Source organism: Curtobacterium phyllosphaerae, assembly GCF_049341865.1.
Lineage (GTDB): Bacteria > Actinomycetota > Actinomycetes > Actinomycetales > Microbacteriaceae > Curtobacterium > Curtobacterium phyllosphaerae.
Map to the genome: position 1 here is coordinate 1 of NZ_JBMPIU010000009.1, position 11,774 is coordinate 11,774.

Sequence of the window (11,774 nt, forward strand, 5' to 3'; positions counted from 1 at the left end):
GAAACACCCATCGCACGAGGTCAATAAATTGGCATTGACAATGTGCACGCTGTTGAGTTCTCAAGGACCAGACGCACCGGGTTTCACTCCCTTTCGGGATGCCCACCCGGGCAACTTTCCAACCTTATCACCCTGCCAGTTGGTGTCAAGTCGTGATGACGTGGAACCGGAGGAGGGTGCACCCCGGAACGATCCATGACGGATCAGGTACTGGGGTGGTCCCACTTGAGGTCGACGTGGTCTGGACTGCATCAGATTCGCATCTGACCGTCTCAGCCGCTCCGCCGCCCTATGGGGTGACGAGGGAACGCTCTACGCAGGTCGTCCGGGCTGGCCAAGCCAGCTCGACCTCGGGCGTGTCGCGATGGTGAGCGGCGCGAGGGTCAGCCCCGCGAGGGTCGCGGCGAGCGCAGACCCGACCACCGCACTCCCGGCCAGGGCTTCCCTCCCCAGCCCGTGCCCCTGTTCGATCGTCCACAGTTCACTCCTTCGACTGGTCCGATCGGCCAGCCGCCTCGGTACCGTGTTCGCGTGACCGACCAGACTCCTCCCGTTCGACCCGCCGCCACATGGCTGCGGTCACGGCCGGCGCTGCTCCGGTTCGTCCGCGGTGTGACGGTCTTCGTCGTCGCCGTGGTCGCCATCACCCTCGCGCATCAGCTCCCCTGGTACCCGTCTCGGATCGACTACTACGTGTGGACCGCCGCGATCTCCGCCGTGGCGATCGGGTTCGGTCGGCGGTACCCGTTGCCGCTCCTCCTCGGCACGGCGGTCGTCGTCGGCTGGCCCGCCTGGTCGTTCGAGGTCTCCGAAGTCCGGCTCATCCCGCTCGGGATCGCGGGGTTCCTCGCCGCGAGCGGGGGTGTCCGTGTGGTCGTGACACTCCCCGTGGTCGCCGCCAGCGCGGTCTCCGCCATGGTGCCGTACTGGTTCTGGTTCGCGCCGGGGACCGACCGCCTGCGGGAGGTCCTCGCGGTCGAGAACCCCTCGATCCGCGCGCTCGCCTTCTGCATCGTGCTCGCGGCCGTCCTCCTCGGTCGGGCCTCGTTCGTCCAGGCGCGGGACGCCACGGAGCTCCGGCGGCGGAACAGTGAACTCGAACGACTGCGCGAGTCGGACCGCGCGCGAATCGCGAACGAGGAACGCAGCGCGATCGCGCGCGAGGTCCACGACGTCGTCGCGCATCACATCGCCGCGATGGTGATCCGCGCGCAAGGGGCTGCCCGGCTCGCGGACACCCGCCCCGAGGAGCTCCGCTCGACCGTCGAGTGGATCGCGTCGAGCGGACAAGAAGCCCTGACCGCCATGCGCAACGTCGTGCGGGTGCTCCGCGGGAGCGCGTCCGGGGGAACGACTCCCGGGGGGAGCACGGAGGCACCGCTGCGGCTCGACCACGCACTCGACGACGTCCTCGCCAGGGTGCGCGGTGCGGGACTCGACGTCCTCGCCGAGATCGAGGTACCGCACGGTCTGAGCGCGATGCAGGAGTTCGCGGTGCTCCGTGTCTGCCAAGAAGCCCTGACGAACGTCCTCATCCACTCCGACGGGACGCGGGTGCGCGTCATGGTGATCACGCTCGCGGACGCCCTCCTGCTGCAGGTGCAGGACGACGGTGCCGCCCGACCGGCGTCCGATGGCTCGGCGCCGGGACGAGCGGGGGTCCTGGGCTCCGGGGGAGCCGGTATCCGCGGGATGCAGGAACGGGCGGAAGCGGTCGGGGGATCCCTCATCGCGGGTCCGGTGCAGCACGGCTGGCGTGTCGAACTCGTGCTCCCGCTGCGGGACCAGCGGACGGCTCCGACACGAGCCCCGGAGACGACCGCCCCGATCGCCCCGATCGCACCGCCCGCGCCGTCTGCGCCGACTGCGCTGCCCGCAGCATCCGCAGCATCCGCAGAACGGACCCGCACCGCATGACCGATCCGACGCCGACCACCGGAACGACCACCGCGGGCGACATCCGCGTGATGCTCGTCGATGACCAACCGATGATCCGGATGGGGCTCGGGATGATCCTCTCAAGCGAACCCGGGATGTCGGTCGTCGCCGAGGCGGCGAACGGTCGCGCCGCCGTCGCCGAGGCGGCGCGCGTCCGCCCGGACGTGGTGCTGATGGACATCCGGATGCCCGAGCTCGACGGCATCGGGGCGACCAGGGCCATCACCGACGCGGGCACCGCAGGCGCCGTCGTCATCGTGACGACCTTCGACGACGAGGAGTACCTGCTCGACAGCGTCCGAGCCGGGGCGTTCGGGTTCCTGCTCAAGGACGCCGGTCCGGACCTGCTGACGGCGGGCATCCGGACGGCGTTCGCCGGGGACACCCTCATCGACCCCTCGATGACCCGGTCCCTGCTCGAGCAGCGCCTCGCGGATCGGCTGCAGGGACAGACCGACCGCACCGACGGCCCGACGGTCGCGACGGTCGCTCTCGACGCGGACGGCAGGGCAGTGGACACCGCGCAACGCGCGCTCCTCGACACGTTGAGTGCCCGCGAGCGCGAGGTCCTGGCCGCCGTCGCGCGCGGGTCGAGCAACGCCGCGATCGCGGCAGAGCTCTGGGTGAGCGAGGCCACCGTGAAGACCCACATCTCGAGCGTCCTGACGAAGACACGGACGACCTCACGCGTGCAGGCGGCGGTGTTCGCCTACGAGAGCGGGTTCGTCCGCCCGGGGTGGCTGACCCAGACGGGAGCCTGACCGCGGAACGACGGCCCGGTCCGGAGGCCCGACCCAGTCGCGTCCGAGGTCAGTGACCGAAGGCAGGTGTCGTCGCCGAACACGTGACCGGAGCGCCGACGTCGGCGTGCTCCTCGTCGATGACGCGCTTGCCGTCGAGCAGGATCCGGCACGAGGCCGTCCCGCCCGGCGGCGGGGTCGCCACGACCATGGACCGGTCGGTCGCGAGCACGAGCGTCTCGTGCCGCCACACCGAACCGTCGCCGCCACCATCGCCGACGCCATTGCCGTTGCGCTTGCCGTCGCCGGCCCCGACGCCGACCGTGGTGACTGAACCGAGTTCCGCGACCTCCGGGTCGTCACCACGACGCTCGGCCCCCTCGGCACGCACGTGGGTGAGCGCCGAGCCCGCCGGCTGGTCGACGGTCACCTCGTACGTCACGGACCACGCATCGGCGGTCTGCTGCCGGATCTGACTGCAGCCGGCCACGAGCAGCAGTGCCGCCGCGGCCGAGACGACGATGCCGGCTCCGATGAACCAGCGGGACGTGGTGAGGCTGTCGTGTGGCATGTCCCCATCCTCGCGGCCTGGTCACCGCGACGCATCGGCCCGCCGGGGGTCGGAGGTCGGCCGGGAGGCGCACATCGCGTCGTCCGCACGGCTGACGTCGGCAGGATGCGCGACCTCGGCAGGACGCGCACGAACGCTCGTGTCACCCGGAGGGCAGACGTCCGCCACACTGGCGTGGTGCCGATCCTCAACAAGGACATGCAGGTCTGCATGTCGCTCGCCGCGCGTCCCAGCAACATCGGGACCCGGTTCCACAACTTCCTGTACGACGAGCTCGGGCTGAACTTCGTCTACAAGGCCTTCACGACGACGGACCTCGAGGGCGCGGTCCGGGGCATCCGCGCCCTCGGCATCCGTGGCTGCTCGGTGTCGATGCCCTTCAAGGAGGTGATCATCCCGCTCGTCGACCGCATCGAGGACTCGGCGCGGGCGATCGACTCGGTGAACACCGTGGTGAACGACGACGGTGTGCTCACCGCCTCGAACACGGACCACGAAGCCGCGGCCGCCCTCCTCGCGACGCACGAGGTCGATCCCCGGGCCAGCGTCGTGCTGCGCGGCTCGGGCGGGATGGCCAAGGCGGTCGTCTCGGCCTTCCGCAGCGCAGGCTTCGACGACCTCACGGTGGTGGCGCGGAACGAGCCCGCCGGCACGGCCCTCGCGACGCGGTACGGGTACCGCTGGGCTGCGACGGACGACACCCGCGCTGCCGCCGACGTCCTGATCAACGTGACGCCCCTCGGCATGCACGGCGACAGCGCGGACGAGCTCGCGTTCCCGGCCTCCCGGATCGCGACCGCTCACACCGTCTTCGACGTCGTCGCGTTCCCCTCGGAGACCCCGTTGATCCGGGCCGCGCGGGACGCCGGTCGGCGGGTGATCACCGGCGCGGAGGTCATCGCACTCCAGGCGGCGCTCCAGTTCGAGCGGTACACGGGTGTGTCTCTGACGCCGGAGCAGGTCGCGCGCGCATCGGCCTTCAGTCGGGAGCAGTGACCGAGCGTCCAGGACATCGCGGCCAGGACATCGCGGCACGACACAGCCAGGAAATCCCGTCCGGCCGAAGCACGGACCGGACACAGCCAGGACGACTCATGCGCCGGACGCGCCGGGGCCCACGCTGTCGTCGTCGAGCTCGGACCCCGGGGCCCGACCGTCGCCCGAGGTCGTCGTCGAGCGGCCCGAGGATCCCCGCTGCCGGGCGACGAGCGCCGCGAAGTCCTCGTCGAGCATCTGCTGCACCCGTTCGTCACGGCCGATCTCGTAGCCCTCGGCCGGGCGCTGCGCCCACCCGAGCCGGTCGACGACGGTCGCCCCGATGTCGTTCCAGGCCCGTTCCCGTGCCGCGATGACGACCGTGTCGATGAACGCGGCGTCCTCGGCGCTCCGTCGCATCGCCGCGGCGAGCTCGACGTAGGCGGCCTCGCGGGTGCGGAGCTTGAGGTCGTCGCCACGGCGGTAGTCGTGCTGGTGCTTCGACCGCCCCTTCGCGTTCTGCGCGACGGCCCGGATCTCGCGCATCCGCTCGGCTTCGGTCGTCTGCTCCGCGGCCATCCGCTCGAGCTCGTCCCGCGCAGCGTCGGCGACACGGCCGGCGTCGAACCGCTCGTGGTCCTGCAGCGCGTTGCGGATGATGTGGTTGGCGACGGCGATCGTGACCGCGGACCTGGCGATCAGGAACCCCTCGTCGACGGACCGGCGCAGATCGTCGGGATCGACCGGCTGCTCGCGGACGTCGTCCCGCCGGAGCCGCTTGCCGAACACCGCCACGCCCGCTCCCTCGTGTCTCGCTCGAACCGGCGCCCCGGGGTTCCGGACACCGCAGCATCGACGATACCGATCGTCAGGGGCCGGTGCCCTGCGAAGCCCGATCAGGCGCGCTCCGTCCCCGGCTGCGTCTGCGGGGACGAGGAGGCTGCGAACCGCTGCGAGTCGGCGACGAACCGCTCGGCGGTCTCCTTGTCGAGGTCGGTCTGTCCTCCGCAGTACGCGCAGCTGATGGTCCGGCGGGTCGAGAACGGGAAGACCGGGATGAAGAACAACGTGAACCACGTCGCGCGCTGGACGAGCCGCTGCGCCGCCTCCTGGTGGCAGTAGGCGCACGCGTAGAACAGGACGCCGAGCAGCTTGGACATGCCGCGGGTGCCGAAGATGATCATGGAGTCCCCCTGGTCGGGCTCGGCCGCGGACGCGGCGTGCTGCCGATCCTACGGCCGGGAGGCCCGGTTCCCGCGACCACGTCGCGAACGTCCGGCGATCCATGCGTCCGGCACCGTGCCTCCAGTCCGACCCGGGCATCGCTCCGGTCCGGCTGCCTCGGCCACCGGCCTCGTGCTCGCCGCCGTGGCGGACCGCTGGCGATCTGGCATACCGTGGTGCCATGACGACGACGTCCCCCACCTCCGAGAGCCGGGTCGGCGGCCCGGGCATCCCCCAGTCACGACTGCTCGTCACCGAGGTCCCCGGACCGCGTTCGCGCGCACTCCAGGCGCGCAAGGACGCCGCCGTCCCACGCGGCGTCGGCATCACCCTCCCGGTGTTCGCGGACGTCGCCGGCGGCGGGATCCTGGTCGACGTCGACGGCAACCGGCTCATCGACCTCGGCTCCGGGATCGCGGTCACGGGCGTCGGGAACGCCGCGCCTGCCGTCGTCGACGCCGTCACGGCGCAGATCAACCGGTTCACGCACACCTGCTTCACGATCACGGGCTACGACGGGTACGTCGAGGTCGCGGAGGCGCTCAACCGGCTCACCCCCGGGGACCACGAGAAGCGGACGGCCCTGTTCAACTCCGGGGCCGAGGCGGTCGAGAACGCCGTCAAGATCGCGCGGCTCGCGACCGGTCGTGACACCGTCGTCGTGTTCGACCACGCGTACCACGGTCGGACGAACCTCACGATGGCGATGACCGCGAAGTCGATGCCGTACAAGGCGGGGTTCGGGCCGTTCGCGCCGTCGGTGCACCGCGCACCACTGTCGTACCCGTTCCGGGACGGCCGCACGGGACCGGAGGCCGCCGCCGCCGTGATCCACCAGCTCGAGAAGCAGCTCGGTGCGGACGAGATCGCGTGCATCGTCATCGAGCCGATCCAGGGCGAGGGCGGGTTCGTCGTCCCGGCGCCGGGGTTCCTGCCGGCGCTCGCCGCGTGGGCGGCGGAGCACGGGGTCGTGTTCATCGCGGACGAGGTGCAGACCGGGTTCGCGCGGACCGGCACGATGTTCGCGTGCGAGGACGAGGGCGTCGTCCCCGACATCATCACGACGGCCAAGGGGATCGCGGGCGGGATGCCGTTGTCCGCGGTCACCGGCCGCGCGTCGCTGATGGACGCCGTGCACGTCGGCGGGCTCGGCGGGACGTACGCCGGGAACCCCGTCGCGTGCGCGGCTGCCCTGGCCGCGATCGACCTCTTCGAGCACGGTGGCCTCGTCGACCGGGCGCGGGACATCGGTGCGCTCCTGCTCGCGCGCCTCGACGGTCTGCGGGTGACGCACCCCTGCATCGGGGACGTGCGCGGTCGCGGCGCGATGATCGCGGTCGAGATCGTCGACCCCGCCGGTGCGCCGGACGGCGCGCTGACTGCGCGGATCGCGGCCGCGGTGCATGCGCAGGGCGTGGTGCTGCTCACGTGCGGGACGGACGGGAACGTCATCCGGTTCCTGCCGCCCCTGGTGATCTCCGACGAGCTGCTCCACGACGCGATGGACGTGCTCGGGTCGGCACTCGACGCGGTCGCATCGGGTTCGGCCCCAGCCGCCTGACCTGGTCGGCGCAGCGCGCTGGTCGACGCAGCGCTGGTCGACGCAGCGCGCTGACCGGCGTCCGCTACTCGTAGCGGAGCGCCTCGATCGGGTTCTGTCGCGCGGCACGGCGCGCCGGCAGGGTCCCGGCGAGGAACGCGATGACCATCACGACGATGATCACCGTGGCCACGGAGCTCGGCGCGAACTGGAGGATCTGCAGCCCCGGCAGGTCCTTGAGGAGGGTCCCGGCGAGCAGGTTGCTGAGCCCGGTCCCCAGGAGGATCGCCACCCCGGCGCCGATCGCGCTCCCGAGGAAGCCGATGAACACGGCTTCGAGGCTGAAGAGCGCGAAGATCTTCCCACCGCCCATGCCCATCGCCTTCATCAGGCCGATCTCGCGGGTGCGCTCCTGCACGCTCATGAGCAGCGTGTTGATGATCCCGAACCCTGCCGCGATGAGGGCGATCACGGCGAAGGCGTTGAGCACACCGACGATGCCGCTGATCACGGTCTGGAACTGCCCGAGCTGGTCGGCGATCGTCTGCCCGGTGAACCCGGCGTCCGACAGCCGGGTCTTCACGGCCGCGACGTCGGCGCCGCTCGCGACCGTCGCGGTGGCCGACGCGTACGAGGTCGCGACCGACGCGGGCTTGTTCGTCTCCTGCGCAGTGCGGAGCGCGTCCGTCAGCGCCGCGTTCGCCCCGGCACCCCCGCCGAAGAGGGACTCGTTCTGCACGCCCACCACCGTTGCGTCGACGGTGTGCTCCTGACCGAGGTAGTCGTCCACCGCGATCGTCACGGTCTTGCCGACGGCGTTGGAGGCACTGCCGAGTCCGAGGGTCTTCAGGTAGTTCGTCGGCAGGATGAGCTGGTGCTCCGAGGACTTCTCGGACAGCTGCGACCCGGTCGCGAGGTCGGCCTTCACCACGCCCGCGTTGCCCGTCACGCTCACGACGTACTTGCCGGCGTCGCCGTACTCGAGCCACTTCGCCGACAGCGCGACGGACGGCTGGACCGACGCGATGCCCGTCGTGCCCTCGATCTTCGTGATGTCCGCAGCGCTGAGGTACCCGAACGACGCCGGACCTCGCTGGACGGTCTCGCCGGAGTCGCTCGGGTCGTACTTCGCGGGGCCGCTGTCCGCGGCGGAGCTGTCGACCTTCTTCGTGACGGTCAGCGAGTCGCCGCTGCCGAGCGACGAGACCTGCGAGTCGATGTACCCGGAGACGCCGGTGCCGATCGCGGACGTGATGGTGATCGTGAACGCGCCGATGAAGATCGCGATGACGGTGAGCGTGGTCCGGAGCTTCGACCGGAACGTGTTCCCGACGGCGGTCCGGACGAGGTCGAGGAAGTTCACGCGGCGGCCTCCTGCTCGTCGACGATGAGGCCGTCGCGGACGCTGACGTTGCGGTCGCACCGCGCGGCGAGGTCCCGGTCGTGCGTGACGACGACGAGGGTGATGCCGCGTTCGCGCTGCAGGCCGAACAGCTTGTCCTCGACGAGGTCGCCGGTGGCGGTGTCGAGGTTGCCGGTCGGCTCGTCCGCGAAGATCACCGCGGGGTCGTTCACGAGCGCACGTGCGATCACGACACGCTGCTTCTGTCCGCCGGAGAGGTCGTTCGCGTCGCTCCGCGCCTTGTCCGCGATGCCGAGCGCGTCGAGGGCTTCCAGTCCACGGTTCCGACGCTCGCGGCCGGAGATGCCCGCGATCTTGAGCGGGAGGACGACGTTGTCGAGCACACTCGTCTTGGGCGTGAGGAAGAACTGCTGGAACACGAACCCGAAGGTGCTGTTCCGCGTGGCGTTCACCTGCCGGCCCGACAGCCGTGCCGCGTCGTGGCCGTCGAGCAGGACCTGCCCGTCCGACGGCTGGTCGAGCAGTGCCAACAGGTGCATCAGCGTCGACTTGCCGGATCCGCTCTTGCCCACGATCGCGAGACTCTCACCCCGCCGCACGGCCAAGGACACCCCCTTGAGTGCGTCGAAGCGCGCGTCACCGCGGCCGTAGGTCCTGGTGAGGCCTCGGGCCTCGAGCACGGGTGCGTCCATGGCGCCAACGGTAGCCGTCCGCGGTCCGGTGACCCTGGGGTTCGTCCGGATGCTATGGCTTCGTGACGAAGCCCTCCCCGAGCATCCAGTCGAACGCCACGTCGGCGGGCTCCCGGCCGGCGACGTCGACCTCGTGGTTGAGCTTCTGCAGCACCGCGTCGGTGAGCTTCGGCGAGACCTGGTCGGAGACGTCCTCGAGTTGCGGGTACTGCTCGAGCGTGGCGGTCGAGAGCACCGGCGCGACGTTGTACGCGGGGAAGAACCCTCGGTCGTCGTCGAGCACCGTCAAGCCCAGGGACTTGATGCGGCCATCAGTGGTGAAGACCTCGCCGAAGTTGCACCTGCCGCGGTCGGTCGCGGTGTACACGGTCCCGGTGTCGAGGATGCTCACGTTCCCGGTCGGGACGCCGTCCGCCGCTCCGAGGCGGAGGCCGTAGGCCGTAGGCCTCGAGCGTCGGGTGGAACCCGTCCGAACGGGAGTTGAACTCCGACTCGACGCAGAACGTGCGCTCGGACACCGGTCGGCAGCACGCCGTCGTCGGAGCTCATGCCGCGAGGCCACCGAGAGCGACGAGTGACGGCGGACGGACGTCGGGCTCGGTCACGCCGGGACGACGCCCTTGGCTGCCGCCCGCGCGACGAGCCGCTCGCTCTCCCCCACGGCCACCCGCTCCGCCGTCAGGAGCAACGCCGCCACGTCGTCGGCGCGCCTCGATGCGGCGTCGTTCCAGCTCGTCAGGTCGCGTACCCGTGCCATCCGGACGTCGGGAGCCGGGCACCAGAGCACCGGAGCGCCCTCCTCGACCGCCAGGGCGTGCCACACCAGGTCGAGGGCGCGCTGCACCGGTTGGGAGTGCACTGCGTGCGGGCCGCCCGCGGCGTACACGACGGAGCCGACGAGGCACGCCCCGACGAGCGGCCGCCCGGAGACGTCCATCGCCCCGGCACTCGACGCCTTGCGGGTCCGACCACGGTCGTCGAGGTAGGCGAACCAGGCGTGCTGGATCCACCCGCGCTCGATCACCGCACGGGCCTCGCCGAGCAGCTCCTCGAGCCGGCCGAGTTCCGCGAGCTGGGCGTCGAGTCGGCGCTGGTGGGCGACCAGGCGCCGGGCATGGTGCGCGTCGACCCAGGTGGCGATGCGTCGCCGGGAGAGGAGCGGGATGCGCAGCGGTGCTGCGGTGGAGGCGTCGGTGTGTGCGACGTCGTGCTGGACGCGGAACTCGAGGGTCATGACGGTCCCTCCGGATCGGTGTGCACGGATGTGTGGAGTGACCATAACCCCGTTCGGCGCTCGGGGCGATACCCCCGTTCTCAGGCGGACGGGTCGTCGAGCAGCGCGTCGATGGCCCGCAGCCCCATCACGTGCAGGCCGTCCCCGGGTCGCGTCGCGACGACGACCGCGGTCGCCATCGTCACCGCCCACCCCCGCGCGCGCATCCAGGTGGCGTCGTCCGCCGTGACGGACGCGCGGAACCGGCCCCGGGCCTCCCGTCCGTTCGTCGTCAGCCATGCGGTCGCGAAGTCCGTGGCGGGGTCGCCGGCCGTGACGTCGCCGAAGTCGACGACGGCCGCCAGGCGCCCGTCGGACACCACGAGGTTGTGCGGGTGCAGGTCGCCGTGCAGCCAGACGGGAGGCCCGGCGTACGGCGGCGCGGCCAGCGCCCGCGCCCAGACGGCCGAGACCCCGTCGGCGTGCGGGACGGCACCGGAGGCCAGTCGCTCCGCGACCACGTCGGCGCGTCCGGCCAGCGGACCGCCCCGGACCGGGTTGTGGGGCGCGTCCGGGGGCGCCGGCACGTGCAGGGCGATGACGAAGGCGGCGAGCGCGTCGACCACCTGCGGACGCTCGGCGTCGGTGCCGATCGCGGGCTGACCGTCGAACCACGGCACGACGCTCCAGTGCCAGGGGTACTCCGGTGTCGGTACGCCGATCCGCACCGGCGTCGGGACGGGCACCGTGCCGCGAACCAGGTCGCCGAGCACGGGGAGCCAGCGCTGCTCGTGGTCGACGAGGTGGGCTGCGACCTCGCGGCGTGGGACCCGGACGGCGAGGTCGTCGCCGAGTCGGAGCACGACGTTGTCCCAGCCGCTCGCGACGATCCGGAGCGGCAGCGCGGCGAGGTCGGGATGCTGGTCGCGGAGCAGCGCGCGCACGAGGTCCTCGGTCACGGCGATGTCGGCGAGCACGCGTCGACGGTACCCGAGGTCGTCGCCCAGCTGACGCGCCGGTCGTGCCGCTACGGTTCCTGCCATGCGCGAGACCGGGTCACGATCGACGGCCGGCTGGCGCGCGCCCGTCCGCTGGGCCCGCACCGGTCGGTGGCTCCTGCTGCCGTACGCGGTGCTCGTCTGGTCCACCCTCGTGCCGCAGGTCGTCTCCGTGCTCGCCTTCGCCGTCGCCGTCCTCGGGCTGCTCGGGGTCGCCGCCGCCGCGACCGTCGGCATGCTCGCTCGCGGGCGCGTCGCCACCGGGGTCCTGGGAGCGGTGCTGGTCGTGGTCGGCGTCGCGCTGTTCGGGCTCGACCCGATCCCCGGGTCGGTCGGCGGACTCGGCGACTGGTGGCCCGAGGCCATCACCCAGCCGCAGGTCGTCGGGAGTGCGTACTGGACGGTCGCCGCACTCGGCGTCGTGCTGACGGGCGGGGGGATGCTCGTGACGCTCTTCGTGACGGCGCTGTTCGCGAGCGGTCGGCAGCGGACGCACTGACCCGCTGGGCCGGGCCGGCCG

13 protein-coding genes are annotated in these 11,774 nt (G+C 71.6%); 5 read left to right on the forward strand and 8 right to left on the reverse strand.

Going from position 1 to position 11,774, the window contains the following annotated elements:
* The first annotated feature begins 531 nt into the window (after window positions 1-531).
* Window positions 532-1,917, forward strand: a complete 1,386-nt coding sequence (locus ACO0E0_RS14290; protein ID WP_422872113.1) for a sensor histidine kinase — start codon at window positions 532-534, stop codon at window positions 1,915-1,917.
* Entirely contained in the window at window positions 1,914-2,699 is a 786-nt protein-coding gene (locus ACO0E0_RS14295) for a response regulator (RefSeq protein WP_422872114.1), read from the forward strand. Before ACO0E0_RS14290 ends, ACO0E0_RS14295 begins: the two co-directional genes overlap by 4 nt.
* A gap of 49 nt (window positions 2,700-2,748) precedes the next feature.
* Here ACO0E0_RS14295 and ACO0E0_RS14300 read toward each other — a convergent pair whose 3' ends face one another.
* Window positions 2,749-3,249, reverse strand: coding sequence for a hypothetical protein (locus tag ACO0E0_RS14300; RefSeq protein WP_422872115.1), 501 nt, complete (start codon window positions 3,247-3,249; stop codon window positions 2,749-2,751).
* A gap of 177 nt (window positions 3,250-3,426) precedes the next feature.
* Between ACO0E0_RS14300 and ACO0E0_RS14305 the strand changes: the two genes are divergently transcribed.
* Window positions 3,427-4,245: a shikimate 5-dehydrogenase gene (locus ACO0E0_RS14305; protein ID WP_422872116.1), complete on the forward strand. Its 819-nt coding sequence runs from the start codon at window positions 3,427-3,429 to the stop codon at window positions 4,243-4,245.
* Window positions 4,246-4,341: 96 nt separating this feature from the next.
* Here ACO0E0_RS14305 and ACO0E0_RS14310 read toward each other — a convergent pair whose 3' ends face one another.
* Together ACO0E0_RS14310 and ACO0E0_RS14315 are read right to left on the reverse strand one after the other, a co-directional pair.
* Window positions 4,342-5,019 carry a hypothetical protein gene (locus ACO0E0_RS14310; protein ID WP_422872117.1) on the reverse strand — a complete coding sequence of 226 codons (678 nt, stop codon included), beginning with the start codon at window positions 5,017-5,019 and terminating at the stop codon, window positions 4,342-4,344.
* 101 nt (window positions 5,020-5,120) lie between these two features.
* Window positions 5,121-5,408, reverse strand: a complete 288-nt coding sequence (locus ACO0E0_RS14315) for a zinc-ribbon domain-containing protein (RefSeq protein ID WP_422872118.1) — start codon at window positions 5,406-5,408, stop codon at window positions 5,121-5,123.
* Window positions 5,409-5,629: 221 nt separating this feature from the next.
* Here ACO0E0_RS14315 and gabT point away from each other — a divergent pair, with 221 nt between their 5' ends.
* Window positions 5,630-7,009: a 4-aminobutyrate--2-oxoglutarate transaminase gene (gene gabT, locus ACO0E0_RS14320; protein WP_422872119.1), complete on the forward strand. Its 1,380-nt coding sequence runs from the start codon at window positions 5,630-5,632 to the stop codon at window positions 7,007-7,009.
* A 64-nt stretch (window positions 7,010-7,073) separates the two neighbouring features.
* Here gabT and ACO0E0_RS14325 read toward each other — a convergent pair whose 3' ends face one another.
* The 5 genes from ACO0E0_RS14325 to ACO0E0_RS14345 all read right to left on the reverse strand — a co-directional run bounded on the left by ACO0E0_RS14325 (window position 7,074) and on the right by ACO0E0_RS14345 (window position 11,299).
* On the reverse strand, window positions 7,074-8,351 hold the full coding sequence (locus tag ACO0E0_RS14325; RefSeq protein ID WP_422872120.1) for an ABC transporter permease: 1,278 nt from the start codon (window positions 8,349-8,351) through the stop codon (window positions 7,074-7,076).
* The gene (locus ACO0E0_RS14330; protein ID WP_422872121.1) at window positions 8,348-9,043 is read right to left on the reverse strand and encodes an ABC transporter ATP-binding protein; all 696 of its coding nucleotides are present in this window, start codon (window positions 9,041-9,043) and stop codon (window positions 8,348-8,350) included. The genes ACO0E0_RS14325 and ACO0E0_RS14330 overlap by 4 nt, the downstream gene beginning before the upstream one ends.
* Window positions 9,044-9,095: 52 nt before the next feature.
* On the reverse strand, window positions 9,096-9,434 hold the full coding sequence (locus ACO0E0_RS14335; protein WP_422872122.1) for a glycine betaine ABC transporter substrate-binding protein: 339 nt from the start codon (window positions 9,432-9,434) through the stop codon (window positions 9,096-9,098).
* Between the two features lie 210 nt (window positions 9,435-9,644).
* On the reverse strand, window positions 9,645-10,277 hold the full coding sequence (locus ACO0E0_RS14340; protein WP_422872123.1) for a DUF6197 family protein: 633 nt from the start codon (window positions 10,275-10,277) through the stop codon (window positions 9,645-9,647).
* 80 nt (window positions 10,278-10,357) lie between these two features.
* Window positions 10,358-11,299 carry an aminoglycoside phosphotransferase family protein gene (locus ACO0E0_RS14345; protein ID WP_422872124.1) on the reverse strand — a complete coding sequence of 314 codons (942 nt, stop codon included), beginning with the start codon at window positions 11,297-11,299 and terminating at the stop codon, window positions 10,358-10,360.
* Here ACO0E0_RS14345 and ACO0E0_RS14350 point away from each other — a divergent pair.
* Window positions 11,298-11,753, forward strand: coding sequence for a hypothetical protein (locus ACO0E0_RS14350; protein ID WP_422872125.1), 456 nt, complete (start codon window positions 11,298-11,300; stop codon window positions 11,751-11,753). The genes ACO0E0_RS14345 and ACO0E0_RS14350 overlap by 2 nt on opposite strands.
* Window positions 11,754-11,774 lie beyond the last annotated feature (21 nt).